Below are 24,899 nucleotides of genomic sequence, written 5' to 3' on the forward strand. Positions count from 1 at the left end.
CTTCAAAGCGCATTGAACAGTTGTTCAACGCTCAGGCGGCTGGCAGCCTTTTCTGCCGCATCCCGGTTGCTGCCGGCAGCATCTTTCCGGGCCTCGGCCGGAACCCGACACGGCGGGCAGCAAGAAAGCGCGCCATGACGACGGTCAGGACGAAGCCGAACAGGAAGCCCGCTACGACATCCGAGGGATAGTGGGCCGCGGCCGGCACGCGGAAGGCGGACAGCATCAGGCAGACGAGGCCGATCGGCAGCCATTGGCGCGGAAACCAGATCATCAGGACGGCGGCAACGGTGCCGAGCGTCGTCGAATGTCCGGAGGGAAAGCTCGAGAAATACTTGCTCACCACGAACGGGTCGAAATGGTAGGCACCGAGTTCGCCGAACATCGAGGGGCGCGCCCGCCCGATGACGATCTTTACCAGATTGACGGCAATGCCGGTGATGGCAATCGAGCCGAACAGGAACGCCGCCTGGCCGAACCACGAAACGAGTCTAGCCCTGACGCGATAGCCTGAGTTTCTCCAGTCTGCGGTGGCCGTCACCAGATAGACCAGCAGCGCCGGGACCAGGTACCACTCCGACTTGCCGGCCTGGCTCGCCTGTGCAAGCCAGCGTGTGAGCTGGTTGCGGTTGGACAGTATGAAGTCCATGACCCGCGCGTCGACCACGAACAGCAAGAGGGCAGCCACCGCACCGACTGACACCAGCCATGTCAGTTCGCGCGTCCATACCGGCTCGTTCAAGCCGACGGGATCCCGCCAGATCCGGCGCCAGGAAACCGACACCGTTTCAGCGAGGCGCCCGAAATGGCCAGCCGGCCAGATCTGGCCCAGCCGAACGGCGGGCCGCGGCGGTTGCGCCGGCCCAGTCGGCGCACTATGGCTGGCGTCTTCGCTGAAAGGGTGCGGATTCATGACTCGAGACAACGGCAGGATCAAAGGCGTCAACACGCGGCTCGCGCATTCCGGCCACGATCCACACGGCTTTCATGGCTTTGTCAATCCGCCGGTCGTCCACGCCTCGACGGTTCTCTATCCCAACGCTGCAACGATGGCGGCGCGTGCTCAAAAATACACATATGGCACCCGCGGAACGCCGACGACGGATGCCCTTTGCGCGGCCATCGACGAACTGGAAGGCTCGGCCGGCACCATCGCCGTGCCTTCGGGGCTTGCGGCCGTCACCATCCCCCTGCTTGGCTTCCTCTCGGCCGGCGACCACATCCTGATCACGGATTCCGTCTACCACCCGACGCGCCACTTCGCCGACACCATGCTCAAGCGTCTCGGTGTCGAGGTCGACTACTACGATCCGCATGTCGGCGCCGGCATCGCCGCCCTCATCAAGCCGAACACCAAGGTGGTGCTCACCGAATCGCCCGCCTCGAACACATTCGAGATCCAGGATATCCCCGCCATATCAAAGGCAGCCCATGCCGCCGGCGCGATCGTCATGATGGACAACACCTGGGCCACGCCGCTCTATTTCAAGGCGCTCGATTTCGGCGTCGACGTCACCATCCACGCGGCGACCAAATACCCCGCCGGCCATTCCGATGTGCTGAGCGGCACGGTTTCGGCAAACGCCGACTGCTGGCCCAGGCTTCGCGAGGCGTTCTTCACGCTTGGCTGCTGCGCCGGTCCCGACGACGTCTACCAGGTGCTGCGCGGCCTGCGCACCATGGGCGTCCGGCTCGCCCATCACGAAAAGAGCGCGCTGGACATCGCGCGCTGGCTCGAAGGCCAGCCGGGCGTGGCCCGCGTGCTGCACCCAGGGCTCGAAAGCCACCCCGACCATGAATTGTTCAAGCGCGACTTCGGCGGCTCCAGCGGCATCTTCTCCGTGGTGCTGTCCGGCGGCGGCCAGAACAAGGCACACGCTTTCCTGGACGCGCTCGAGATCTTCGGCCTGGGCTATTCCTGGGGTGGTTTCGAGAGCCTGGCTGTGCCGGTCAACCTCAGCGACCGCAAGGTGGTCACCCCTTATGAGGGCCCGATCATCCGCCTGCAGATCGGGCTTGAAGATGTCGCCGACCTCAAGGAAGATATTGCGGCCGGGCTGCAAGCCGCCAACGCGGCGGAGTGAAGCCATCAGGCTCTCGATGCCGAGCCAGCACCAGACGACAGCCTGAGGCATGACGCGACAAGGACAGATTGAAATTCCGCGAGGAAGAACATGACCACGTCCGACCGCCCCGCCGAGATCGCCCACTGGACCGAAGTCGAGCGCCCCGACGGCGAGACCTTTTCCGGTACTGACGAGTTGCGGGCCCTCGGCGCGCCGCTTGCCACTCATTTCGGCTTGCAGCGGCTTGGCATCCACCATGTCCGGCTGCCGCCGGGCCGGCGCACGTCGTTCCCTCACGCCGAAAGTCTGGAGGAGGAGTTCGTCCACGTGCTGGAGGGTGAGCCCGACGTCTGGCTCGATGGCCTCCTGCATCGCCTGAAGCCGGGCGATTCCGTCGGCTTTCCCGCGGGCACCGGACTGGCGCACAGCTTCCTTAACAACACAGATGCCGAGGTGCGGCTTCTGGTGGTCGGCGAGACCGCCAAGGCCGAAAACCGCATCGTCTATCCCGTCAATCCCGAGCGCAAGGCAATGCGCGACGACTGGTGGGACGACGCGCCTCAGCGGATCCTCGGCGACCATGACGGAGTGCCCGACCGGTGGCGGTCCAAGCGTTGAAAATTGGCCAGCGCCAAGAAAAGATGGGGGGCCAGGAACACGAACAGATCCGTACGATGCGAAGTGGCGCGCTCTATCTGTACGAAATTACGGACAGAAAACGGACCGGCAGCCGTCCCAACTGCTCCGGCCCATGTGGCGAATGGCCTGCGAAGTGCAGGCTGTCGCCGGGGCCCATGACATAACGCTTCGAGCCGATCCGGTAGGTCATCTCACCCTCCAACAGGTAGAGAAACTCCATTCCGAAATGCTCGAGCGATGGAAGGGTGTCCGTCTCCCGGTCCATGGTGAAGAGGTAGGTTTCTACCGTCAAGTTGTTCGGCTGGGAGTCAAAATAGCCAAGCAGCTTGTAGTGGTGGCCAGCACGGCTATCGCACTTTTCGACCGCAATTTCGTCCCCGGCAGGGACGAAGACGGCGTTCTCCTCGTACTCGCAACGGCGCAGAAACGTCGTGAGCGGGACATCAAGCGCCCGCGACAGCGCCTGGAGTGTGCCCAACGACGCGGAAATCACCCCGTTTTCGATTTTCGACATCATGCCGACGGAGATGCAAGCGACACCTGCGAGATCGGCTGCGGTCATGCCAAGACGCTTGCGGCAGGCGCGCACTTCCATTCCAATTGCTAGCTGCAGCCGATCCTCGCCGGGTTCATTGGCAACATCCAGGCTCTGGTCCGGCGAAACCGACGTAAACATCTTGGCATCTTTCGCTGTTGGCAATGCATAGCCTCTTTCCGCCGTGGCCTAGGCGGCCGGTCAAAAGGGTGAACTGAACCGCGAGCGCGCCGCCCGGCGGTAACGCACGCCGTTGGCGCGATACGCCCAGCAGACAATTCCGCTGGGCGTGTTTTGCTTCCTCAGACCGATTCGGGCGGCCGTCGCGGTTTGCCATCCGCCGAGATGCAGCGCGTGATGCCGTGACGGCGGTAATACTCCGCCGCTTCCCGCATTTCCCGGTCCTCATCGACGATGCAGCGATAGTGCCACCAGAGCCAGAAGCAGACGGCGGCTGCCACCAGCAGCCATTCGAACCCCTGGAAGGGGTAGAAGGCGCCGATGGTGTCGAGATTGGTCCAGTCAGTCAGTCCGGTTTCCATAGCTTGGGTCTCCTCCAATTGGTTGACAGTCAGAAACGCGCAGCTTCGTTGCGCTCAACCGCTTCGAATTCGGTGACCACGCCGGCGCCGTAGGGATAGATGTCCCGGTTATGCCAGGTGTCGGCGCCTGCCAGTTCCACTTCGAACGGTTCACGCAGGATGCCCATGCGCTGCAGCACCTTGGCCACGACCCAGGTGGCAAGAAAGCCAAACAGCCCGAAGGTCAGAATCGCACCGATGATCATGCCAATCGGATTGATCGCCGGATCTCCCGCCGGCGTCGTGCCCAGCCATCCAACCGAGCCTGCCCAGTTCTGCACATCGGGCGCGGCTGGTGCGGCGGGATAACCCCACAGGACGAAACCGCAGACAATGAGCCCCCAAACGCCCGCATAGCCGTGAACCGCAATAGCCCCGACCGGATCGTCGATGCGAAAACGGCGCTCGACATAATGATGAAGCTTGAACGCGATCGCCGCGCCCGACGCGCCGATGAACATTGCAATCAACGGATGGTAGAGATCATTGCCCGCCGAGGCAGCGATAATGCCGGCAAGACCCCCGGACAGCGTCCAGAACGGATCGCCACGGCTGACCACGTAAGCCGCCATCAGACCACCAGCCAGCGACATCAGGAAGTTGAAGGTGATGGCCGAGAGCGTCGTGGGCGTTCCATAGATCGTCGTCGCAGCGAAGCGGACAGTTTCGGCGTCGCGGCTCACATCGACGATCGGAATGTTGCACGCAGCATAGAAGCCCCAGAACCCCGTGTAGATGATGAAGAGGCCAAGGACCGACAGGAAGGAGTTGTGCGGCTTGATTTCCCGAACCTCGCCGTTTGGACCAAACTTGCCGATGCGGGGTCCCAGCACGATCGTCAAAGCCAGACAGGCACCGCCGGCGATGGCATGAATGACCCCCGATGCGTAAGCGTCGTGATAGCCGAGCAACTGCGTCGTCCAGCCCGTGGCGTTCCAGCCCCAGGACGCATGCCAGATCCAGGTGATCGATCCAACCAGGACGGACAGGATCATGAAGGCGCCGGTTCGTACCCGTTCAATCGCCACCCCGGAAAGGATGGCGCTCATCACCCACGAAAACAGCAGGAATGCCGCCCAGAAAACGCCCTGTATGTTGTCCTGGAAATTGGGGCCCATCTGCTCTGCCCAAGGCAGTGCCGCAGCCGTTGCCGCATTGGATATGACGCCGCCGAAAAGAAACGGCCCGTTGTTGAACGCCCAGTAGATCCACCAGGCAAACAGGAACCAGGTGACGGTCACAAGTGCCAGACTCATCGTGTGGCGGACCAGAGTCTGATTGAGATTCTTGGGGCGGGTCACGCCGAATTCATAGGCGAGCAGGCCGGCATGGATGAGAAACATCATGACGACCGTGACCCAATAGTAAAACTCGGTAAAAATTGTCGTTAGAGCAGTTAGTTCGTTGTTCATATGGTCCCCTGACATTTCTATTTCTATGGGCGACAGACAACAGTCGGCCCGTCGACCAAGCGCATGGCGCAATGGTCGAACAGCTCCTCCCCAGGGCGGCGGCGGACACCTGAAATGACTTATGGCTTGCTCGGCTCGATGACGCGGCCAGCCACAGCTCTATTCATGGTCATTTGACGGAAGTGATGGACGCTAGACTTCAGAAGAATGCCATCGCGAGCGAGGCATTGGACACGCACCCAAAGCGTCAGAACCGCTTCCGAACGATACGCGACGGCCTCCTTACGTCAGCGTAAGAGAAGGGCCGTCCCTTGGTGTGTATCGAGGCGCAGGTCGTCCTGCACGATAGGAAGTTTACTTTCCTATCAGTGGAAATCAACTGGTCAGTACTGATTATTTTGGAATTGGCAGGGGATGCCTACTTCGCACATCCAGAGGCAGACGGATCACGCCTTCGACGGGCTACAACACGAGCGCCAATTGCTGCTGCAGGATCGCCTCCAGGCCGGACTGCTGCCGCGCTTGAAGTGATCAACATTTTAACCTACCCGGAAATCAAGAGGCCGCCATGAAGGCGGCGATGGGCGGGCCGAAAACTTCCATGGAATCAACGGCTGAAAATAGATTGGCGATCCCGACAGGATTCGAACCTGTGACCATCGGCTTAGAAGGCCGGTGCTCTATCCAACTGAGCTACGGGACCGCTGGCCGGCCCGTGTCAGGCCGGCATGACCATGCCTCAGGTCGTCAGTGCGTCCAGGGCGTCCTGCGGTCATAGCGGAAATTGTCGGAGTAGGAAATCTGCCGGCGCTTGGCTTCCTTGGGCTCCTGCACGCGGAAGGCGATGCCTTCGCGCTCGGCGTAAGCCACCGCCTCTTCGCGGGTCTCGAAGGTCAGGCGGATCTGGCTCCTCATGTCGCCGGAGCTGGTGTAGCCCATCAGCGGATCGATCTTCTTCGGCTTCTCGGCGTCGAATTCGAGCACCCAGTGCCCGGTCTTGGCTTTGCCCGACTGCATGGCGGTCTTGGCGGGGCTGAAAATTCGCGCGGACATAATTCCCTCACTCGTGAGTCCGCAGCGTGCGCGGACATCCAGATGCGCCCGTCATTTACTGCGCAATCGTCATTGCTGCAAGGCGAAAGCCGGTTTCCGCTTTTTTGCCCTTGCCATGTCGAGCGGAAGCCACTAGGCACGGCGTCGAAATGTGATTTCGGAGTGTAGCGCAGTCTGGTAGCGCATCTGGTTTGGGACCAGAGGGTCGGGAGTTCGAATCTCTCCACTCCGACCATTCAAGACCTGCAATCCCCCCGCCATACATAGTCAACGCTCGACTGCCAGAAGGCACCGCGCGCAACAGCGCGACGCGGCTCGTCCCTAGCTCGTTGGCGATCAGCGCTGGATATGGACGGCTGCGAGTGGCGCAACGGCAGACGGGAAGGCCCAATGCGGCTCTCGCCAGCCTCAGGTCTTCGGGGACTTGAAATTGCGCTGATAGGTGTCCTGGATCAGCTTGCGCGAGGCTTCCTCCGCCCCCGCCTCATCCTTGGCCTCGATCGCGATGGCAATCGCCTCATGCATGGACAGCGAGTGGCCTATGCCACCGAAGGCGCGCATCGTCTTGGGGATACTCACGGTGAGTGCGGCGCGTATCACCGACGAAACCGGCAACAGGAAGCGGTTGTGGGCGGCCTGGATGATCTGAAGGTGAAAGGCAATGTCTGCCTCGACCGACTGCCGTTCGTCGTCATACTGGCGCGACATGGCTTCGAAAGCGCGGCGAATCCCGGCCCGGTCGGCAGCGGTCGAGCGACGCGCGGCCAAGCCGGCGGCCATCGGCTCGATGGACAGGCGAATCTCGAACAGTTCCTCGGCAAGTGTTCCGCTGCTTTCGGAATCGTCCTGCCATGACAGGACGGTGGGATCTAGCGTGTTCCACCGATCGGCCGGCAGTACTCGCGTGCCCATGCGCGGCTTGGCCTCGATGAATCCCTTGGTCGACAGGATCTTCAGCGCCTCGCGCAGCGTCGTGCGGCTGACCTGCAGGCTCGACAGCAGTTCCAGTTCCTTCGGCAGCATGTCGCCCGGCTTGAGATCGCCGCGCGTGATGCGGCGGCCGATCTCGGCGGCGATCTGCGCCGGCAAGCCGCGTTCCTGCATCAGCATTGGCTTGGTCATGGCACCCGGTCCCGACATGGATTTTCCGAAGTAACAGCCGGCACGGCACAGCGCGCCGGAAATCTCGGCGGCGCGCTGTCATAATTCACAGCATTGGCGGCAATTCAACCAGCGCTTACGCGATGGTCCTGCGTTGCAGAGGCCCGAGGTCGGCGGCGAAGCGATCGATCATCGCAAGCCCGGTCGGGTTCGGACGCAGCGCGGGGCCGCGATCGTGGACGGTCAATCCCGTGCGCAGGGCAAACAGACGCTTGCCGTAGCACAGCAGGTTCTCCAGCCCCTGCATGGTCGAGACGACAGCCGGAAGCATCCTGCGATAAGTCGCAAGCGCACCGTCTTCATCACCCGCGCGGAAGCTGTCATAGGCTGCGACCGCATAGTCGATGCAATCCGGCGCAAGGATCAGGCCACGGCAGCCGATGCGCAGATTGTCGAGCATCTCCAGCCCGGCCCGGCCGTTAAAGATCGGCAGCTTGCCGCCGGTCGCCTCGACCAGGCCGGCGATGTCGACCACCGGCCCCTCGCCTTTCACCAACTGGATGTTCGGATGCTGGCGCACGAGATCGCTGATTTCAGTCGAGCTCAGCCCGCGGCCCATGAAGGCCGGCGCATTCTGGATGGCGACGGGCAGATCGGTCGCCTCCGCCACACGGCCGAAGAAGCGGATGTATTCGGCCGCACCATATTGGCCGACCATCGGCGGCTGCAGGATCAGCCAGTCGGCACCGGCGCTTTCGGCGTGGCGGACCTGTGCGATCTGCTCGGCGACGGACGAGCCGAAGATGGTCAGCGCCAGCGGCACGCGGCCGCCGGTGTCTTCGGCGATCCAGTCCATGACGGTGCGGCGCTCGGCTTCGGTCAGCTTGGACACTTCGGTGGCAAGCCCGAGCGCCGCCATGCCGTGGACACCAGCCGACAGGCAAACCTCGACCTGACGACGCATCGCGGCACGGTCGAGCCGCTCCTGCTCATCGAACAACGCGTAGAGAATAGCGTGAATGCCGTGCATCTCGGCTACCGGAAAACGGGACATCGGCATCTCCCTCAATGACTTTCGCGCGGCACGTCGTGGCCGCGGCAGCCGACCAGGAAGTCGAGGTCCGCACCGCGGTCGGCCTGCATGACGCGCTCGACATAGAGGCTCTGATAGCCACCCTGCATGTCAGGCACCGGCGGGGTCCAGCGCTCACGGCGGCGGGCAAGTTCGTCGTCCGACACTTCGAGATGCAGACGGCGATTCTCGACGTCGAGCTCGATCATGTCGCCGTCCTCGATCAGCGCGAGCGGGCCACCGACAGCCGCTTCTGGCGCGGCGTGCAGCACGACGGTGCCGAAGGCAGTGCCCGACATGCGCGCGTCCGAAATGCGCACCATATCGCGCACGCCCTTTTCCAGTAGCTTCTGCGGCAGCGCCATGTTGCCGACCTCGGCCATGCCCGGATAACCCTTGGGGCCGCAATTCTTGAGCACCATCACACAGGTCTCGTCGATGTCGAGCGCCGGGTCGTCGACCCGTGCCTTGTAGTGCTCGATGCTCTCGAAGACGACGGCGCGGCCGCGGTGGCGCATCAATTCGGGCGACGCGGCGGAAGGCTTCAGGATCGCGCCATTGGGGGCAAGGTTGCCGCGCAGGACGGCGATGCCGCCCTGCGAAGTCAGCGCCTTGTCGCGCGGCAGGATGACCTCGTCGTTGAAATTCTCGGCGCCGGCGATGTTTTCGCCCACCGTCTTGCCGGTCACAGTCAGGGCGTCAAGATCGAGCAGGTCGGCGATTTCCTTCATCACAGCCGGCAGACCACCGGCGTAGCAAAATTCTTCCATCAGGAACTTGCCGGACGGCATCAGGTTGAGGATGGTCGGGATGTCGCGGCCGTAGCGATCCCAGTCGTCGAGCGAAAGCTCGGCACCGATGCGCCCGGCAATCGCCAGCAGGTGGACGACGGCATTGGTCGAGCCACCGATCGCACCGTTGATGCGGATCGCATTGGCGAAGGCCTTGAGCGTGAGGATCTTGGATAGGCGCAGGTCTTCCTTGACCATCTCGACGATGCGCCGCCCCGAAAGGCGGGCGAGCCGAGCGCGGTGCGCATCGACCGCCGGATAGGCGGCGTTGCCCGGCAGGGCCAGACCGAGCGATTCCACCATCGACGCCATGGTCGAGGCGGTGCCCATGGTCATGCAGTGGCCGGGCGAGCGCGACATGGCGCTCTCGGCGGCGGCGAATTCTTGCTCGGTCATGACGCCGGCGCGCACATCCTCGGAAAATTTCCAGACGTCGGTTCCAGAGCCGATGGCCTTGCCGCGGAAGCGGCCGTTGAGCATCGGCCCGCCGGAGACGACGATCGCCGGCACGTCGCAAGAAGCCGCGCCCATCACCAGCGACGGCGTGGTCTTGTCGCAGCCGGCCATCAGCACCACGCCGTCCATCGGGTTGCCGCGAATGGCTTCCTCGACATCCATCGAGGCGAGATTGCGGAACAGCATCGCGGTCGGGCGCAGGTTCGACTCACCGCAGGAGAAGACAGGGAACTCGAGCGGCAAGCCGCCGGCTTCCAGGATACCGGCCTTGACGTGCTCGACCAGCCCGCGGAAGTGGGCGTTGCAAGGCGTGAGTTCGGAGAAGGTGTTGCAGATGCCGATCACCGGGCGGCCGTCGAAGGCATCGTCCGGCAGGCCGTTGTTCTTCATCCAGCTGCGGTGGATGAAGGCATCCTTGCCGAAGCCTCCGAACCAGGCCTGAGAACGCAATTTCCGTGTCACGTCTTGTCTATCCCGTTGTTGATCGGTGCCGTGCGGCACCGATGGCTTGAACGCGCCTGCGGCCATTCTTGGCCCGCTCGCGCAGACGCCGGAACTGCGGGATGACGGCGATGGATGTCCCCGGCAAGCGTGCCGGCACTCCTCCTCGCGCTGCCCTCCCTTGAGCCGACGCATGCGACGCTCGATCCCACAAGCAGTCAAGCAATCAGTCTTGTTTTCTCTTATAATCGGAGTTATTGGGGCGTCAAGAGCATCCAGTTTGCCTGGGAGGGCGCGTGACCGAGTTCGTTTCGTGGAATGCCGGAGATGCGGCGGTCGCAGGCATTGCGGTCCGCGGCATCGGACTGTCGGCGCCCGCTGTTTCCGCCGGCCAGAATGAATACTCGACGGCTCGGGCGCGGCACACGGTCGCGCGCCGCAAGGCGCAATCGCCCAGGCCTATGAGTTGATCCAATCGGGGATGGCGCAATCCCGCCACCACCCCGGTCATCGCCCGAAATCAAAACCCAAGAGAGGAGTTAACATGCGTCTCAAAGCGCTCGCATTCACGCTGGCTGCAGCCGTCAGCCTCATCGGCCTCGCCGGCCAGGCATCGGCCGCCCGGCTCGGGCATGGCATGCCGGCAGAGCACCCGCAGGCCGTCGCCATGAAGAAGTTCGCCGAAGACGTCGCCAAGGCGACCGAAAACCGCGTCGAGATCCAGGTCTTCGACGGCGGTATCCTCGGCGGCGACGACAAGATGCTCCAGGCTGCACAGAGCGGCACGCTCGAACTCTACATCGGCGGCGTCGCGCCGCTTTCCGGCAAGATCAAGGAAGTCCAGATCTTCGACTTCCCGTTCATGTTCGCCAATCGCGAGGAAGCCGGCGCCGTGCTGAACGGCCCGATCGGCCGCAAAATGCTCGACCGCATGTCGGAAATCGGCCTGACCGGCCTCGCCTGGAGCGAATTCGGATTCCGCAACCTGACCAACGGCGAAAAGCCGATCAAGTCGGTCGAGGACATTTCGGGCCTGAAGCTGCGCGTCATGCAGAACCCGGTGGCACTCGATACCTGGAAGGCACTCGGCGCCAACGCCGTGACGATGTCGTTCTCGGAAGTCTTCTCGGCGCTCGAGACCAAGGCGCTTGACGGCCAGGAAAACCCGCTGGCCCACATCTACGCCAACCGCATCTACGAAGTGCAGAAGTACATCACGATGACCAACCACGTTTATTCGCCGGTGGCCATCGTCGCTTCCAAGACCTGGTTCGAAGGCCTGTCGGAAGCTGACCGCAAGGCTGTCATGACGGCTGCTGCCGACGCTTCGGCCTACCAGGCCAAGCTGATCGCCGAAAACGACGGCAAGATCACCGACCAGCTCAAGGCAACCGGTGTCGAGATCGATGCCATGCCGGAAGCCGAACTCGCCAAGATGCGCGAAATCGTCAAGCCGGTGGTCGACAAATACACCGCCTCGGTCGGCGCCGACTTCGTGACGGAGTTCACGGCCGCCGTCGAAGCCGCGCGCAAGGGCGCAGCCAACTGACGCACAAGCCAGGTGATGCCGCAGGCGGGAACGCCTGCGGCATCACTGCATGCGTCCCTGATCCATTCGGGAGGTCCGAACAATGCCGCGTCTGGTAGACAGATTTTTTCACCTGCTTGAAGCCGTCATGGTGGTCTGCATGGCCGGCATGTTCGTGATGGTGCTCGGCAACGTCATCTTGCGCGCCGGGTTCAACACCGGCATCGACATCTCCGAAGAGCTTCCCCGCTTCCTGTTCATCTGGCTGACCTTCATCGGGGCTGTGGTAGCGATGCGGGAGAACCGGCACCTCGGCGTCGACACCGTCGTTCTGGCGCTGCCTGTAAGGTGGAGGCGGCTATGCTGGATGATCTCCCAGATCCTGATCTTCGTCTGCAGCGTCTACATCTTCGTCGGCACCTTCATGCAGCACGAGATCAACGCCAGCACCATTTCCACCGTCATGCAGTTACCCATGAGCTGGGTCTACGACGTAACGCTCGTGACCGGCGCCCTGATGGCTGCGCTCTGCATCCACAATCTGGTTCGTTTCGCGCGCGGCCAAGTCCGCGACGACGAACTCATTCAGGTCGAGGAAGAAGGCATGCATGACGTCGATTCCAGCGTTGAGGCGGCGCGCAAGTCATGACCATCCTTATCTTCGTCGTTTCCCTGCTCGCCGCGATGGCGATCGGCATGCCGGTCGCGTTGGCCCTCATCGTCTCGGGCCTGGCCCTGATGTTCCACATGGGCATGACCGACCCCCAGATCATCGTGCAGAACATGTGGGACGGCGCCAACAGCTTCCCGCTTCTCGCCGTGCCGTTCTTCATGCTGGCGGGCGAATTCATGAACGCCGGCGGCATCACCCGGCGCATCATCCACATGGCAATGGCCTGGGTGGGACACCTGCGCGGTGGCCTGGGCTTCGTGGCGATCGGCGCTGCCGTCGTCATGGCATCGCTCTCCGGTTCGGCCGTTGCCGATACCGCAGCTCTGGCCGCGGTGCTGCTGCCGATGATGCGGCAGGCCGGCTACGATCCCTACCGTTCCGGCGGCCTGATCGCTGCCGGCGGCATCATCGCCCCCGTCATCCCGCCGTCGATCGGCATGATCCTCTACGGCGTGGCGGCCCAGGTTTCGATCTCCAAGCTGTTCCTCGCCGGCATCGTGCCTGGCATCCTGATGGGTACGTCGCTGCTGCTGACGTGGATGTACGTCGCGCGCAAGGACAAGATCGAGGTGGCTCCCAAGCCGCCACTAAGGGAGCGGCTTAGCCTCACGCTCGAGAGCTTCTGGGGCCTGATGTTGCCGGTCATCATCATCGGCGGCCTCAAGTTCGGCTTCTTCACGCCGACCGAAGCTGCAGTCGTGGCGGCCGTGTACGCCCTGATCATCGGCCTGTTCGTCAATCGCGAACTGAAGTTCGGCCAGCTCTACGGCCTCATGCTCAACGCCGCGAAAACCACCTCGGTGGTGATGTTCCTCGTGGCTGCGGCTTCGGTCTCGGCTTGGCTGATCGCGGCGGCCAACATGCCAGCCCAGATGGTCGCGCTGCTGGAGCCGATCATGGACAACCAGATGCTGCTCATCCTGGTGCTGATGGTGCTGGTGCTGATCGTCGGCAGCGCGCTCGACTTCGCGCCTACCATCCTGATCCTGACCCCGGTTCTGGTGCCGGTTCTGAAGCAGGCCGGCATCGACCCGGTCTATTTCGGCGTGCTGTTCATCATGAACAACGCGATCGGGCTGATCACCCCGCCCGTCGGCACCGTGCTCAACGTCGTGTGCGGCGTCGGCAACATGCGGATGGGCAAGCTGATGAAGGGCATCTGGCCGTTCCTGCTGGCCGAGACCGTGGTTCTGTTCCTGCTCGTGCTGTTCCCTGAACTTGTGATGGCGCCGATGCGCTGGATGAGCCAGTGACGCCGGCCGCGCTTCTTCCGAAAACATGCCGAGGGTTCCCAGCATGAGCAATGCACAAGACACAGCCATCTCATCGCCCGCGCAGCAGAAGGATGCCTTCTGCGTGGCGGTCGACTGGGGCACCAGCAGCTTCCGCGCCTGGCTTCTGGACCGGGTCGGCAGCGTGCTGGCTGAAAGCCGCGGGCCCGAAGGCATGACGCACTGCGTGACGTCGGGCTTCGAGCCGGTCCTGCAGGCGCACCTTGGCAAGTTGGCGGCACCCGCGTCCCTGCCGATCCTGATCTGCGGCATGGCCGGGGCGCGCCAAGGCTGGGTCGAGGCGCCTTATGTCGACGCGCCGACGCGGCTCAACGACTTCGCAGCCAGGGCCGTCAGCGTGCCGAACAGCTTTGCCGACATCCGCATCCTGCCTGGCGTCGCCCAGCGCGACCCGCTGGCACCGGAGGTGATGCGCGGCGAAGAGACCCAGCTTCTCGGGCTCGGCGACGGTGTCGCGCGCCAGCTCGTCTGCATGCCGGGCACCCACAGCAAATGGGTGGTGCTCGAGGATGGCTGGCTGAGACGATTTGCGACCCTGATGACAGGCGAACTCTTCGGCCTGCTCAACAAGCACTCCACCCTCGCCTTCGCGATCGATGCCGACGTCAAGTTCGGCGCCGACGCGCCGGCTTTCCTCAACGCACTCGACAAGGGTGTCGCAGATCCCTGCCTGGCTTTGAGCCGGCTTTTCGGCGTCCGCGCCGCTCAACTGCTCGGCTTCGAGGCCAAGAGCGATGGCGCAGCACACCTCTCCGGCCTGCTGATCGGAGCCGAGGTGCTGGCCGCCAGGCAGAACTTTCCCGACCACACCGATGTCACCCTGGTGGCCTCGGGGTCCGTGGCCGATCTCTATCGGGTGGCGCTCCATCGCGTCGGTCTCAACGTCAAGCACGTCGACGCCGACCACGCCGTTCGCCAGGGCCTCTATCTGGCCGCGCATTCAATCTGGGCATAAGGAAACAAAGACATGGCCTCAATCATCGCCTGGCCGCAGCTGCAGCGCTCGCTCGTCGCCATCCTGCGCGGCATCAAGCCGGAGGAAGCCGAATCGATCGTCGGCACGCTGGTCGAGGAAGGGTTCGAACTGATCGAGATCCCGCTCAATTCGCCAGATCCCTACACCTCGATCCGCAGGGCGGTTGACGCGTTCGGCAGTAAGTGCGTGATCGGCGCCGGCACCGTACTTTCCGCCGAACAGGTCGATCGGCTGGCCGATGCGGGCGGCCGCCTGGTGGTCAGCCCGAACATCGAACCGTCGGTGATTGCGCGTGCGTCGGAGCACAAGATGCTGACCATGCCCGGCGTCTTCACGCCGACCGAGGCGCTGCTTGCGGTCAAGTGCGGCTCGTCGGCGCTCAAGTTCTTCCCCGGCAGCGTGCTCGGCACAAGCGGGATCGCGGCGATCAAGACCATCCTGCCGGCCGACACCATCGTCGGTGTCGTCGGCGGCGTCTCCGAAGCGTCCTTCGCAGAGTTCTGGAAGATCGGCGTGTCGACCTTCGGCATGGGGTCGAACCTCTATGCCCCGGGTGACGGCGCAACGACTGTGCGTAACAAGGCCCGCCGGCTGATCGCGGCCTACGACCAGGCAGCAGCCAGCAACTAAGGGCCATGCACTGACGGGCGGCCGGGCATCCCGGCCCGCCTTGCTGCAACTCTCCGGCACGCGACCGTATGGCGGATGTAATCCGCAGAAATCGCGTGCCGTGCTCCCGCAAAATCCGCCGATCAAATCCGCGAATACCGGGCTTGCGACATTTGGGCACCTGTCACTGAGTTTGCCGCCAGCAAGCCTGATGCTATCGTTCTACTTGGGTGGGAGTAGTGAACGATTGCCGGAACTTTCCGAGAAATTCATCGACCAGATCTACGAGGCTTCCTTCGTACCGGAGAAATGGCCGACATTGCTCGACGGCCTCGCGCATGCCGTCGAGGGCATGGGCGGCTATCTGTTCACCATCAGCCAAGGCGCTTCGGCCTTTACCGCCTCGGAAGCGGTCGCAGCGCATGTCGAAGCGTTCATGCGCGAAGGCTGGATGGCCGTCAACGCGCGCGCCGCACGAGCGTCGGCCCTCGCCTACCCCGGTTTCATCACCGACCTCGATGCCTTTACCGAGGAGGAACTGGAGAGCGAGCCCATCTACCGCGACTTCCTGCGTCCGAGAGGCATGGGCTGGGCCGCAGGTACCCACATCCCGCTTCCAACGGGGGATGTGCTGTCCTTCAACCTGGAGCGGCGGACGGTTCGAGGTCCCTTCGAGCGGCGTTATGTCGATTCGCTCGACCGGATGCGGCCGCACCTCGCACGCGCCGCCATGGTCAGCGCCCGCATGGGTCTCGAAAAAGCACATGCCGGTGCCGACGCGCTTGAGGCCCTGGGCCTGCCGGCGGCGGTACTGGGCGCGCACGGACAACTGCTGGCCTGCAACGGACTGATGCACGAGCTGATACCGGCCACCATCCAGGACGGCACCGACCGCGCCCGGATCACGGACAAGAAGGCCGACGCGCTGCTTGAGACGGCGCTGACAGCATTGTCCGCCGGCACCCGGCGCGGCATCGTTCAGTCGTTTCCGATCACCGGCCGCGACGGCAAGCCTTCCAGCGTCGCCCATCTCCTGCCGGTGCGCGGTTCGGCGCACGATCTGTTCAGCCGCATCCACAGCATCCTCGTCATCATGCCCTTGCCCGGCCCCGGCGCGCCGCCGGCCAATGTGCTGCAAGCACTGTTCGACCTGACGCCGAGCGAGGCGCGAATCGCGTCGGCGCTCGCCGATGGCCGGTCGATCGATGCCATCAGCAACGACTTCGGCATCGCGAGGGAGACCGTGCGTTCGCATCTGCGCTCGATCTTCGCCAAATCCGGCGTTTCCAAGCAATCGGCCCTGGTCCGCCTGCTGCTCGGGGTGACGCTGCCTTGCGGCTCCGTGAAGGACGGCTAGACCATAGGCTTACTCGACAGCTGGTCGCTGACCTGCGCATCTAGTTCGGGGAGGAACAAAAGTGCCGTATCTCGACATCTATCTCGCGCAGCTCATCGACCCGTTCCGCATCGGCCTGCTGATCGCACTGGTGCTGACCGCCGCAAACACCGCGCAAACGCTAAACCGCTGGATTCCGATCGCCTTGGGCATCGTCTTCGTTGCCGTGCTGATCCCTTTCAGCATCGGTGCGAACAGCGCAGTAGATACTCCGACATCAATACTCGTCGGCCTCGCCTCAAATGCGACGATCCTCGCCGTTCTGCTCGGCGCAAAGGCGCTCTACTCGCGATTGGCCTGACGGTCAGACTTCCAGTTCGCCCTGCCCGGCATCGAACGCACCGACCGTCTCGGCGGCAAGCGTGCGCGTGATGCGGGTCTTCTGCTCCAGCGCTGCACGGTCAAGGCGGTCGACCACGCGAATGGCCGTCGACAGCGACCGCTCGATGCGCCGCACCAGGAACTGGACGACATGCGGGTCGACCTCGACCTGGCGGTCGGCGAACAGCTTGGTGATGACGCCTGCCAGCAGCAGGTCGTCCGGCTCCTCGATCTCAACCGTCGCCGCCGCTTTCAGGCGCGAGGCGAGGTCGGGAAGGGTGACACCCCAGGCGGCAGGGAAGCTGCGCGCCGTCAGCAAAAGATGGGATCCAGCGCCGCGCACGGTATTGATGAGGTGGAACAGGCCGTCCTGGTCGAGCCAGCCCTGGTCGGCGTCATCAATCAGAACCGGCGTTGCGCCGATGTCGCCGACATGGGTGGAGATGTCGGAAGCGGACAGCTCGACCGCCCCGGCATGCTCGCGCCAGATCGCGGCAAGATGCGTCTTGCCCGATCCTGCCGGACCGGCCAGCAGGACCACCGGCGCCGGCCATGCCGGCCATCGGTCGATCAGCGACGCGGCCTGGGCATTGGCCGCTGAGACGACGAGGTCGTCGCGTGAGAAGCCCGGCGAATGGCCAAGGTCGAGCGGCAACTGGCGCGGTTTCTGGGGCTCGCGCGACACGTTCATTTATCCGGGCTGGTCCCGCTCGCCTTGCGGGCCTCGACCGGCGGCTGCACCGCATGGCCGTGATAGAGCGGCGACTCGAGATAACGCGATATGGCAAAGCGGACCAGAACGGCGACGGCCGCCGCGGCGGGCACCGCAACTAGCAAGCCGACAAAGCCGAACAGCGCGCCGAACGCAAACAGCGCGAACATCAGCCAGACCGGATGCAGGCCGACGCTCTTGCCGACCAGCCGCGGCTGCAGGATGTTACCCTCGATGAACTGGCCGACGAAGAAGACCGCAGCCACGGCCACCACCATTGTCCAGTCCGGCCAGAACTGCACGAAAGCGACGCCGACCGACAGTACCAGCCCGACCATCGAGCCGACATAAGGAATGAAGCTGATCAGCCCCGCGAACAGGCCAATGAGAACGCCGAAATTCAGCCCGGTCAGCGTCAGGCCGATGGCGTACATCACGCCGAGCACCAGGCAGAGCGTGCCCTGCCCGCGGACGAAGCCCGCGGTCGCCGCGTTGATGTCGGTGGCGAGTCGGCGCACCGTCTCGACGTGGTCGCGCGGCACCCAGCTGTCGACGACGGCAACCATGCGGTCCCAGTCGAGCAGCATGTAGAAGGCCACGACAGGCGTGATGACGAACAGGCTGGCGATGGAAAACAGCGCCACGCCCGAGCTCCAGATCGACTGGAAAACGGTCGAAAGGAAGCCGAAGCCAGTGCTCAGCAGAGAGTTGAGGCCCTCGCGCAGGCCGGCCGCATCGACGCCAAAGCGCTGTTCCAGCCATTGCGGGTCGAAATTGGTGACCAGTTGCTGAAGCTTCTCGACGTATCCCGGCACCTTGGCGGCGAAATCCGCCATCTGCGAGGCCAGCACCGGGATCAGTACCACCAGCGCCAGCGTCAGCAAGACGATGAAACAGATGAGGATCACCACCGTCGCCATGATCCGCGACAGGCCAAGCCGCTGCAGCCGGTCGGCGACCGGATCGAGGAAATAGGCAAGCGCCATGCCGGCCACGAAGGGCAGCAAGATGTTGCTGAACAAATAGAGGAAACCGACGAACAGGACGGCGGTGATCAGCCAGAAACGGATCTGTTTGCGGAACGCCGCAGCGGCGGCTTCTTCGGCCGCCTCGTTATCGGTTGGGAGTTTCGCCTTCGCCATAACCGCTCATGTGCCTCAGCCAGGCCACGAGATAGGCTGCCGCGGAAGCCACGGTCAAGAGGCCGGACAGTATTATCAACGCCGGCCGAACCGGGCCAAGCTCGAGTGTAAAGGCAAGTTCGGCAAGGACAATCGCCGCCAGGACGATCTGCATCGCGGTGTTGACCTTGGACACCATGAGCGGGCGCACTTTCACCGGGTGCCCCATGATGGTCGACAACAGCACCGCGCCGACAATCAGCGCGTCGCGGGAAACGGCCAGCATGACCAGCCACAGAGGCAGGTGACCCATGATACCGAGGACCACGAAGACGCTGACCAGCAGCAGCTTGTCGGCCATAGGATCGAGATAGGCGCCAAGTTCGGAACGCTGGTTGAAATGGCGGGCAATGAAGCCGTCGACGCCGTCGGAAACACCTGCAATGACAAATCCGGCAAAGGCCCAGTCCCAGCGCGCCGAGAGCATGGCATAGATCACGCAAGGCACGAGGATGAGCCTCATGATGGTGATCATGTTGGGAATCGTCACGACCGGCATCCACCCTTTGTCTTTTTCCGATACATGGGCGACAGTTCACCTGACCGCAAGGGACAGGCCCTGTCCACGGCTTTGACAGGCGCATCCGGTCGCACCGGGCCAGTGTCGCTTGCGGGAACGGGCCGTTCATGCGAATAGCGCGCAAAAGGCGTAGGACATCAGGATTTTGACGATGAGCGAAGGCAGCAAGGGTCTCACCTACGCGCAGGCGGGCGTCGACATCGACGCCGGGAACCTGATGGTCGAGAAGATCAAACCGCTGGTGCGCTCGACGCGCCGGCCGGGTGCGGATGGCGAGATCGGCGGCTTCGGTGGCCTGTTCGACCTCAAGGCGGCGGGTTTCAGCGATCCGATCCTGGTCGCGGCCAATGACGGCGTCGGCACCAAGCTCAAGATCGCCATCGATGCCGGCAAGCACGACACCATCGGCGTCGACCTCGTCGCCATGTGCGTCAACGACATCGTCGTCCAGGGTGCCGAGCCGCTGCTGTTTCTCGACTACTTCGCCACCGGCAAGCTCGACCCCAACCAGGGCGCCGACATCGTCTCGGGTATCGCCGAGGGCTGCCGCCAGGCCGGCTGTGCGCTGATCGGCGGCGAGACCGCCGAAATGCCGGGCATGTATCACGGCAACGATTACGACCTCGCCGGCTTCGCCGTTGGTGCCGCCGAGCGCGGCCAGCTGTTGCCGACCGACGATGTCGTCGAGGGCGACGTGCTGCTCGGCCTCGCCTCTTCGGGCGTGCACTCCAATGGCTATTCGCTGGTTCGCCGCATCGTCGAGAAATCCGGCGTCAAATGGGCCGACCGCGCGCCCTTCGCCGACGGACCGACGCTGGCAGAGGCCCTGCTCGAGCCGACCCGCATCTACGTCAAGTCGTTGCTCAAGGCGATCCGCGAGACCCACGGCATCAAGGCGCTGGCCCACATCACCGGCGGCGGCTTCCCCGAAAACATTCCCAGGGTCCTGCCCAAGGAGTTCTCGGCCGAGCTCGACCTTTCTGCGATCGAAGTGCCGCGCGTGTTCTCGTGGCTGGCCGAGACCGGTGGCGTAGCGCCCGAAGAAATGATGCGCACGTTCAATTGCGGCGTCGGCATGATCGCGGTCGTGGCCGCCGGCCAGGCCGCACAGGTCGCGGCAGTGCTGCAGGAGGCAGGCGAAACGGTCACGCCGATCGGCCGCATCGTGCCCCGCCGTGACACCGGCGTGATCTACCGCGGATCGCTCGCCCTATGAATGCGCCGCGCAAACGTACCGTCATCCTGATCTCCGGCCGCGGCTCCAACATGGCCGCGTTGATCGACGCGGCGGCCGACCCGGCCTTCCCGGCCGAGATCGTCGGCGTCATTTCCGACCAGCCCAACGCGCTCGGCCTGGGCATTGCGGCCAGCCGTGGCGTCGCCACCAAGGTCATCGCCCGCGCCGACCATGCCAGCAAGGACGCGCATGACGTGGCCATCGATGCCGCGTTGGCCACTTTCGGCGCCGAGATCGTCGCCCTTGCCGGCTACATGCGGCTTTTGACCACCGAGTTCGTCGAGAAGTGGCAGGGTCGGATGATCAACATCCATCCTGCACTGCTGCCGTCGTTCAAGGGTCTCGACACACACGGCCGCGCGCTCGATGCCGGTATCCGTGTCCATGGTTGCACGGTTCATTTCGTGACGCCCGCAATGGACGACGGTCCGATCATCGCCCAGGCGGCCGTGCCCGTGCTGATCGACGACGACGAGCCGACGCTTTCGGCCCGCGTGCTCAAGGCCGAGCACAGGCTGTATCCGCTTGCGCTCAGGCTGTTCGCCGAAGGCAAGGTACGGATGGACGGCAATCGCACCGCCTTTTCGGGCTTCGCCGAGACCACCAGCCACGACACCGTCGCTGCTCCCAGCCCGGCGCGCGAAGAGGTCGACCTCGAACAGTTGGCGCGCATCACGCCCTGAACGGGAAGAACGGCATGGCGAAGATCAGGCAACTTCTGCTTCTGCGCCACGCCAAGTCGAGCTGGGACGATACCGCGCTCGCGGATTTCGACCGTCCGCTCGCACCGCGCGGGCGCAAGGCCGCACCCAGGATGGCCGAGGAAATCCTCAAGCGCGGCTGGTTGCCCGACCTCGCGCTGGTCTCGCCCTCCGTGCGCACGCGCGAGACATGGCAGTTGGCCTCGGCCCGCTGGCCGGTTCCTCAGCCTCCGGTTGCCTTCCCCGACGACCTCTACCTAGCCACTGCGCGGGAGTTGCTGGCCGAGGTGCAATCGGCATCCGATGCGGTCATGACGCTGCTTGTGGTTGCCCACAATCCGGGTCTCGAGGACTTCGCGCTTCAACTCGCCGGTTCGGGTTCGGACGACAACGCATTGAAGCTCCTTGCCGACAAGTTTTCGACTGGCGCGCTGGCCAGGCTGCAATTCGAAGGCGCATGGAATGAACTGCACTTCGGCAGCGCCCGTCTCACCCATTGCCTGCGTCCCAAGGATCTGAACTAACGCAACCGTCAGTGGATGCGCTCCAGCGGCGCACAGTTTTCGCGCTCCATCTGCAGCGTGGTGTGATGCAGGTCGAACTTCTCCTGCAGCCGGGCTTCGATCGCCCGCCGCACCATCTCGGCGTCGGCGTCGACGTCCAGCACCGCATGCGCCGTAAGCGACGCCTTGCTCTGGGTGATCGCCCACAGGTGCAGGTCGTGGACCGAAGCGACGCCCGGAACAGTGGCAATGGCCTGCTCGACCTCGGCCAGGTTCATGCCGGGCGGCACGCCTTCGAGCAGGATGTTGACGCATGCCTTGAGCAGCACCCAGGTGCGCGGGAACACCATGAAGCCGATGCCGACGGCGATCAGCGAATCCACCCACTGCCAGCCGGTGAACCAGATGACGAGCGCGCCGGCGATCACGCCGAGCGAACCCAGCATGTCGGCCCAGACTTCGAGATAGGCGCCCTTGACGTTGAGGCTCTTGTCCTTGTGACCGGTCAGCAGGCGCATGGACGTGAAATTGACGGCAAGTCCGATGACCGCGACGACGAGCATGCCGAGCGAGGCTATCTCCGTCGACTGGTACAGCCGCTCATAGGCTTCGTAGAGGATGTAGAAGGCGATGCCGAGCAGGACCAGTGCGTTGAATGCCGCCGCTAGGATCTCGAATCGGGCATAGCCGTAGGTGCGCAGGAGGTCGGCGGCGCGCCGGCCGACCTTGATGGCGATCAGCGCGATGGCGAGTGCCATGGCGTCGGTCGCCATGTGCATCGCATCGGAGATCAGCGCCAGGCTGCCGGTGACGACGCCACCGATGACCTCGGCGATCATGAAGCTGCCGGTCAGGCCGAGCGCCAGCCAGAGGCGGGACTCCGGCGTGTTCTGCATGTCGCCGTGATCGTGATCGCCGCTCATGACAAGTCTCCGACCGTATTGAGGATCAGCCGGCCGGCCGGACCCAGACCTTGTTGTCGTGAACCGCAGCACCACCATAGGGCGCCGGCGCGTCGGCACCGGTCAGCACATTGATGCCCTCGCCGCGTTCATGATCCGAATTCGGCCAGATGCCCTCGGCGATGACGACGCCGCGCCTGATCTTGTCGAACAGCCTGGCGTGCAGCACGACTTCGCCGCGTGTGTTGCCGATCTCGACCCGATCGCCATTGGCTAGGCCGAGCGCCGCTGCGTCTTCCGAATGGATCAGCAACTCCGGCCGTCCCTCCTTCTCGCGCGACACCGGCGTCTCGGCGAAGGTCGAGTTGAGGAAATTGCGCGCCGGCGACGTCGCCAGCCGGAACGGGTGCTCGGCGTCCGCCACCTCGATCAGGTCGACATGATCGGGGAATTCCGGCAACTGCGCGACTGGGCCGAAGATGCCCATGCTCTTCGGCGGCTTGTTGGGAGCGGTCCCACCGTTCCAATGCGGCTTGAAGCGGAACTTGCCGTCGGGATGGCCGAACCCCTTGAGGAAATGCGCATCCTCGAATTCCGGCTGCAGGTCGACCCATTTTTGTTCCTTGAACGTGTCGAAATCGCCGAGTCCCTTCTTCGCCAGCATGACGTCGATGTGTTCGCGCTCGGTCATGCCGAAGCCCGGCAGGTGCGCCACGCCCAGGCGCTTGCCAAGCTCCTCGACGACATAGTGGTTGGTGCGCGGACCTTCCGGCGGGTCGATCAGCTTCGGCCCGAGCGTGATGTGCTGGTTGCCACCGCCCTTGTAGATGTCGTCATGCTCGAGGAACATCGTCGCCGGCAGCACGACGTCGGCGACCTTCGCCGTGTCGGTCATGAACTGCTCGTGCACGCAGGAAAACAGATCGTCGCGCAGGAAACCCTGGCGCACCAGCCGCTGCTCGGGCGCGACGTTCATCGGATTTGTGTTCTGGACCAGCAGCGCCGTCACCGGCGGGCCGCCGTAAAGCGCGTCCTCGGCGTTGGTCAGAACCGGGCCGATGCGCGAATGGTCGAGGTAGCGGATGTCGGGATCGCGAAACTTCGTGCCCTCCAACAGCTCGCCATTGAGCTTGAAGATGCCCGAATTGGAATGAAAGGCGCCGCCGCCTTCATACTGCCAGGCACCCGTCACCGCCGGGATCGACAGCGCAGCGTGCATGTTGACCGAACCGTTGCGCTGGCGCGAGAAGCCATAACCGAGGCGAAAGAAGGTCTTCCTGGTCGTGCCGACCAGGCGGGCGAAGGCCTCGATCTCGTCGACCGACAGGCCGGTGATTTCAGCTGCCCATTCCGGCGTCCTGTCGCGCAGATGCGCCTCCAGGCCCTTGGGATCGTCGGTGTACGTCTCGAGATAGGCGCGGTCGGCAAAACCTTCGCGGAAAAGCACATGCATGACAGCGCAGGCCAGCGCTGCGTCGGTGCCGGGCTTCAGCACCAGGCCCATGTCGGCCTGCTTGAGCGTTGCCGTCTCGTAGATGTCGATGACGACGATCTTGGCGCCACGCTCCTTGCGAGCCTTGATCGCGTGGGTCATCACGTTGACCTGGGTGACGACCGCGTTGGTGCCCCAGATGACGACGCAATCGGACTTGGCCATCTCGCGCGGGTCGGAACCGCGCAGCGCACCGGTGCCCATCACATAGCCGGTCCAGGCCAGGTTGGTGCAGATCGAGCCGAAAAAACCCGAATATTTCTTGGCATGGCGCAGCCGCTCGATGCCGTCGCGCTGCACCAGCCCCATCGTGCCGGCATAAAAATAGGGCCAGACCGTCTCCGAGCCGTATTTTTCCTCCGCCGCGATGAATTTTTCCGCCACGAGGTCGAGCGCGGCCTCCCAACTCGCTTCCTTCCAGTTACCGTCGCCCTTGGCGCCGGCGCGGATCAGCGGCTTCAGCAAGCGGTCGGGATGGTGGACGCGGTCAGCATAGCGCGCAACCTTGGCGCAGACGACGCCAGCCGTATAGCTGTTGTCCTTGGCGCCGTGGACGCGACCGATGCGCTTGTCGTCGAGCAATTCGACATCGAGCGCACAGGTCGAGGGACAGTCATGCGGGCAGGCCGAATGGCCGATCCTGATCTTGGCGTGCTGGTTCATGGCGCCCTTTTACCCTGATGTCGGCGCCGAGTGTAGGGCCAGCATG

General features: G+C 63.8%; 26 protein-coding genes and 2 tRNA genes. 14 read left to right on the forward strand and 14 right to left on the reverse strand.

Annotated elements, in window-relative coordinates; all coding sequences use genetic code 11:
- Positions 1–31: 31 nt before the first annotated feature.
- Positions 32–742: a phosphatase PAP2 family protein gene (locus GGQ99_RS08980; protein ID WP_183262124.1), complete on the reverse strand. Its 711-nt coding sequence runs from the start codon at positions 740–742 to the stop codon at positions 32–34.
- 169 nt (positions 743–911) lie between these two features.
- On the opposite strand from GGQ99_RS08980, the gene GGQ99_RS08985 reads away from it, so the two are divergent.
- The gene (locus GGQ99_RS08985) at positions 912–2,084 is read left to right on the forward strand and encodes a cystathionine beta-lyase (RefSeq protein ID WP_183262127.1); all 1,173 of its coding nucleotides are present in this window, start codon (positions 912–914) and stop codon (positions 2,082–2,084) included.
- A 90-nt stretch (positions 2,085–2,174) separates the two neighbouring features.
- Entirely contained in the window at positions 2,175–2,684 is a 510-nt protein-coding gene (locus GGQ99_RS08990; protein ID WP_183262129.1) for a cupin domain-containing protein, read from the forward strand.
- Between the two features lie 73 nt (positions 2,685–2,757).
- Here GGQ99_RS08990 and GGQ99_RS08995 read toward each other — a convergent pair whose 3' ends face one another.
- The 5 genes from GGQ99_RS08995 to GGQ99_RS09015 all read right to left on the reverse strand — a co-directional run bounded on the left by GGQ99_RS08995 (position 2,758) and on the right by GGQ99_RS09015 (position 6,286).
- Positions 2,758–3,381, reverse strand: coding sequence for a helix-turn-helix domain-containing protein (locus tag GGQ99_RS08995; protein WP_183262130.1), 624 nt, complete (start codon positions 3,379–3,381; stop codon positions 2,758–2,760).
- Positions 3,382–3,542: 161 nt separating this feature from the next.
- Entirely contained in the window at positions 3,543–3,782 is a 240-nt protein-coding gene (locus GGQ99_RS09000; protein ID WP_108608656.1) for a hypothetical protein, read from the reverse strand.
- 29 nt (positions 3,783–3,811) lie between these two features.
- Positions 3,812–5,233 carry an ammonium transporter gene (locus GGQ99_RS09005; protein WP_108608657.1) on the reverse strand — a complete coding sequence of 474 codons (1,422 nt, stop codon included), beginning with the start codon at positions 5,231–5,233 and terminating at the stop codon, positions 3,812–3,814.
- Positions 5,234–5,859: 626 nt separating this feature from the next.
- Positions 5,860–5,936 (reverse strand) — tRNA-Arg (locus tag GGQ99_RS09010).
- A gap of 44 nt (positions 5,937–5,980) precedes the next feature.
- Complete coding sequence (locus tag GGQ99_RS09015) at positions 5,981–6,286, reverse strand: ETC complex I subunit (protein WP_183262132.1); 306 nt, start codon at positions 6,284–6,286, stop codon at positions 5,981–5,983.
- 158 nt (positions 6,287–6,444) lie between these two features.
- Here GGQ99_RS09015 and GGQ99_RS09020 point away from each other — a divergent pair.
- Positions 6,445–6,521, forward strand: a tRNA-Pro gene (locus tag GGQ99_RS09020).
- A 173-nt stretch (positions 6,522–6,694) separates the two neighbouring features.
- Here GGQ99_RS09020 and GGQ99_RS09025 read toward each other — a convergent pair.
- The 3 genes from GGQ99_RS09025 to araD form a co-directional block, all read right to left on the reverse strand.
- The gene (locus tag GGQ99_RS09025; RefSeq protein WP_159091672.1) at positions 6,695–7,408 is read right to left on the reverse strand and encodes a FadR/GntR family transcriptional regulator; all 714 of its coding nucleotides are present in this window, start codon (positions 7,406–7,408) and stop codon (positions 6,695–6,697) included.
- 115 nt (positions 7,409–7,523) lie between these two features.
- The gene (locus tag GGQ99_RS09030; RefSeq protein WP_183262134.1) at positions 7,524–8,441 is read right to left on the reverse strand and encodes a dihydrodipicolinate synthase family protein; all 918 of its coding nucleotides are present in this window, start codon (positions 8,439–8,441) and stop codon (positions 7,524–7,526) included.
- A gap of 11 nt (positions 8,442–8,452) precedes the next feature.
- Complete coding sequence (gene araD / locus GGQ99_RS09035; protein ID WP_183262136.1) at positions 8,453–10,234, reverse strand: L-arabinonate dehydratase; 1,782 nt, start codon at positions 10,232–10,234, stop codon at positions 8,453–8,455.
- Between the two features lie 209 nt (positions 10,235–10,443).
- On the opposite strand from araD, the gene GGQ99_RS09040 reads away from it, so the two are divergent.
- The 8 genes from GGQ99_RS09040 to GGQ99_RS09075 all read left to right on the forward strand — a co-directional run bounded on the left by GGQ99_RS09040 (position 10,444) and on the right by GGQ99_RS09075 (position 16,922).
- The gene (locus tag GGQ99_RS09040) at positions 10,444–10,617 is read left to right on the forward strand and encodes a hypothetical protein (RefSeq protein ID WP_183262138.1); all 174 of its coding nucleotides are present in this window, start codon (positions 10,444–10,446) and stop codon (positions 10,615–10,617) included.
- A gap of 74 nt (positions 10,618–10,691) precedes the next feature.
- Positions 10,692–11,696 carry a TRAP transporter substrate-binding protein gene (locus GGQ99_RS09045; RefSeq protein ID WP_183262140.1) on the forward strand — a complete coding sequence of 335 codons (1,005 nt, stop codon included), beginning with the start codon at positions 10,692–10,694 and terminating at the stop codon, positions 11,694–11,696.
- Between the two features lie 82 nt (positions 11,697–11,778).
- A complete protein-coding gene (locus tag GGQ99_RS09050) occupies positions 11,779–12,324 on the forward strand; it encodes a TRAP transporter small permease (protein ID WP_108608662.1) in 546 nt (181 codons plus the stop codon).
- Positions 12,321–13,601 (forward strand): TRAP transporter large permease, encoded by a 1,281-nt coding sequence (locus GGQ99_RS09055; protein ID WP_108608663.1) that lies wholly within the window; start codon positions 12,321–12,323, stop codon positions 13,599–13,601. The genes GGQ99_RS09050 and GGQ99_RS09055 overlap by 4 nt, the downstream gene beginning before the upstream one ends.
- 43 nt (positions 13,602–13,644) lie before the next feature.
- Positions 13,645–14,595 carry a 2-dehydro-3-deoxygalactonokinase gene (locus GGQ99_RS09060; RefSeq protein ID WP_108608664.1) on the forward strand — a complete coding sequence of 317 codons (951 nt, stop codon included), beginning with the start codon at positions 13,645–13,647 and terminating at the stop codon, positions 14,593–14,595.
- Between the two features lie 12 nt (positions 14,596–14,607).
- Entirely contained in the window at positions 14,608–15,246 is a 639-nt protein-coding gene (locus tag GGQ99_RS09065; RefSeq protein WP_108608665.1) for a 2-dehydro-3-deoxy-6-phosphogalactonate aldolase, read from the forward strand.
- A 226-nt stretch (positions 15,247–15,472) separates the two neighbouring features.
- The gene (locus GGQ99_RS09070; protein ID WP_159097877.1) at positions 15,473–16,582 is read left to right on the forward strand and encodes a helix-turn-helix transcriptional regulator; all 1,110 of its coding nucleotides are present in this window, start codon (positions 15,473–15,475) and stop codon (positions 16,580–16,582) included.
- Positions 16,583–16,643: 61 nt separating this feature from the next.
- A complete protein-coding gene (locus tag GGQ99_RS09075; protein WP_108608667.1) occupies positions 16,644–16,922 on the forward strand; it encodes a hypothetical protein in 279 nt (92 codons plus the stop codon).
- Between the two features lie 3 nt (positions 16,923–16,925).
- On the opposite strand, the gene hdaA is transcribed toward GGQ99_RS09075, so the two are convergent.
- From hdaA to GGQ99_RS09090, 3 genes are read right to left on the reverse strand one after another with little or no spacing between them, the layout of a single operon-like run.
- Positions 16,926–17,627 carry a DnaA regulatory inactivator HdaA gene (hdaA, locus tag GGQ99_RS09080; protein ID WP_245439440.1) on the reverse strand — a complete coding sequence of 234 codons (702 nt, stop codon included), beginning with the start codon at positions 17,625–17,627 and terminating at the stop codon, positions 16,926–16,928.
- 2 nt (positions 17,628–17,629) lie between these two features.
- Positions 17,630–18,796 (reverse strand): AI-2E family transporter, encoded by a 1,167-nt coding sequence (locus tag GGQ99_RS09085; RefSeq protein WP_108608669.1) that lies wholly within the window; start codon positions 18,794–18,796, stop codon positions 17,630–17,632.
- Positions 18,768–19,325, reverse strand: coding sequence for a CDP-alcohol phosphatidyltransferase family protein (locus tag GGQ99_RS09090; protein WP_108609962.1), 558 nt, complete (start codon positions 19,323–19,325; stop codon positions 18,768–18,770). Before GGQ99_RS09090 ends, GGQ99_RS09085 begins: the two co-directional genes overlap by 29 nt.
- 181 nt (positions 19,326–19,506) lie before the next feature.
- Here GGQ99_RS09090 and purM point away from each other — a divergent pair, with 181 nt between their 5' ends.
- From purM to GGQ99_RS09105, 3 genes are read left to right on the forward strand one after another with little or no spacing between them, the layout of a single operon-like run.
- Entirely contained in the window at positions 19,507–20,571 is a 1,065-nt protein-coding gene (gene purM / locus GGQ99_RS09095; RefSeq protein ID WP_108608670.1) for a phosphoribosylformylglycinamidine cyclo-ligase, read from the forward strand.
- Positions 20,568–21,275, forward strand: a complete 708-nt coding sequence (gene purN / locus GGQ99_RS09100) for a phosphoribosylglycinamide formyltransferase (RefSeq protein WP_108608671.1) — start codon at positions 20,568–20,570, stop codon at positions 21,273–21,275. Before purM ends, purN begins: the two co-directional genes overlap by 4 nt.
- 14 nt (positions 21,276–21,289) lie before the next feature.
- Positions 21,290–21,817: a SixA phosphatase family protein gene (locus GGQ99_RS09105; RefSeq protein WP_108608672.1), complete on the forward strand. Its 528-nt coding sequence runs from the start codon at positions 21,290–21,292 to the stop codon at positions 21,815–21,817.
- Between the two features lie 8 nt (positions 21,818–21,825).
- Here the strand turns inward: GGQ99_RS09105 and GGQ99_RS09110 are convergent, their stop codons facing one another.
- Both GGQ99_RS09110 and GGQ99_RS09115 read right to left on the reverse strand, forming a co-directional pair.
- A complete protein-coding gene (locus GGQ99_RS09110) occupies positions 21,826–22,719 on the reverse strand; it encodes a cation diffusion facilitator family transporter (RefSeq protein WP_108608673.1) in 894 nt (297 codons plus the stop codon).
- A 25-nt stretch (positions 22,720–22,744) separates the two neighbouring features.
- Entirely contained in the window at positions 22,745–24,853 is a 2,109-nt protein-coding gene (locus GGQ99_RS09115; protein ID WP_183262141.1) for a molybdopterin-containing oxidoreductase family protein, read from the reverse strand.
- Between the last annotated feature and the right edge of the window lie 46 nt (positions 24,854–24,899).

The sequence above is a fragment of the Aminobacter niigataensis genome (genome assembly GCF_014200015.1).
In the GTDB taxonomy this organism is placed as follows: domain Bacteria; phylum Pseudomonadota; class Alphaproteobacteria; order Rhizobiales; family Rhizobiaceae; genus Aminobacter; species Aminobacter niigataensis.

What these genes read in the sequence shown, in the direction of transcription:
- GGQ99_RS09015 (WP_183262132.1), bottom strand. Translation starts at nt 6,286, where the DNA reads ATGTCCGCGCGAATTTTCAGCCCCGCCAAGACCGCCATGCAGTCGGGC.
- purM (WP_108608670.1), top strand. Translation starts at nt 19,507, where the DNA reads ATGAGCGAAGGCAGCAAGGGTCTCACCTACGCGCAGGCGGGCGTCGAC.
- GGQ99_RS09085 (WP_108608669.1), bottom strand. Translation starts at nt 18,796, where the DNA reads ATGGCGAAGGCGAAACTCCCAACCGATAACGAGGCGGCCGAAGAAGCC.
- GGQ99_RS08990 (WP_183262129.1), top strand. Translation starts at nt 2,175, where the DNA reads ATGACCACGTCCGACCGCCCCGCCGAGATCGCCCACTGGACCGAAGTC.
- GGQ99_RS09045 (WP_183262140.1), top strand. Translation starts at nt 10,692, where the DNA reads ATGCGTCTCAAAGCGCTCGCATTCACGCTGGCTGCAGCCGTCAGCCTC.
- purN (WP_108608671.1), top strand. Translation starts at nt 20,568, where the DNA reads ATGAATGCGCCGCGCAAACGTACCGTCATCCTGATCTCCGGCCGCGGC.
- GGQ99_RS09030 (WP_183262134.1), bottom strand. Translation starts at nt 8,441, where the DNA reads ATGTCCCGTTTTCCGGTAGCCGAGATGCACGGCATTCACGCTATTCTC.
- GGQ99_RS09000 (WP_108608656.1), bottom strand. Translation starts at nt 3,782, where the DNA reads ATGGAAACCGGACTGACTGACTGGACCAATCTCGACACCATCGGCGCC.
- GGQ99_RS09115 (WP_183262141.1), bottom strand. Translation starts at nt 24,853, where the DNA reads ATGAACCAGCACGCCAAGATCAGGATCGGCCATTCGGCCTGCCCGCAT.
- GGQ99_RS09060 (WP_108608664.1), top strand. Translation starts at nt 13,645, where the DNA reads ATGAGCAATGCACAAGACACAGCCATCTCATCGCCCGCGCAGCAGAAG.
- GGQ99_RS09110 (WP_108608673.1), bottom strand. Translation starts at nt 22,719, where the DNA reads ATGAGCGGCGATCACGATCACGGCGACATGCAGAACACGCCGGAGTCC.
- GGQ99_RS08985 (WP_183262127.1), top strand. Translation starts at nt 912, where the DNA reads ATGACTCGAGACAACGGCAGGATCAAAGGCGTCAACACGCGGCTCGCG.
- GGQ99_RS09050 (WP_108608662.1), top strand. Translation starts at nt 11,779, where the DNA reads ATGCCGCGTCTGGTAGACAGATTTTTTCACCTGCTTGAAGCCGTCATG.
- GGQ99_RS09025 (WP_159091672.1), bottom strand. Translation starts at nt 7,408, where the DNA reads ATGACCAAGCCAATGCTGATGCAGGAACGCGGCTTGCCGGCGCAGATC.
- GGQ99_RS09105 (WP_108608672.1), top strand. Translation starts at nt 21,290, where the DNA reads ATGGCGAAGATCAGGCAACTTCTGCTTCTGCGCCACGCCAAGTCGAGC.
- GGQ99_RS09065 (WP_108608665.1), top strand. Translation starts at nt 14,608, where the DNA reads ATGGCCTCAATCATCGCCTGGCCGCAGCTGCAGCGCTCGCTCGTCGCC.
- araD (WP_183262136.1), bottom strand. Translation starts at nt 10,234, where the DNA reads ATGGCCGCAGGCGCGTTCAAGCCATCGGTGCCGCACGGCACCGATCAA.
- GGQ99_RS09055 (WP_108608663.1), top strand. Translation starts at nt 12,321, where the DNA reads ATGACCATCCTTATCTTCGTCGTTTCCCTGCTCGCCGCGATGGCGATC.
- GGQ99_RS08995 (WP_183262130.1), bottom strand. Translation starts at nt 3,381, where the DNA reads ATGTTTACGTCGGTTTCGCCGGACCAGAGCCTGGATGTTGCCAATGAA.
- GGQ99_RS09005 (WP_108608657.1), bottom strand. Translation starts at nt 5,233, where the DNA reads ATGAACAACGAACTAACTGCTCTAACGACAATTTTTACCGAGTTTTAC.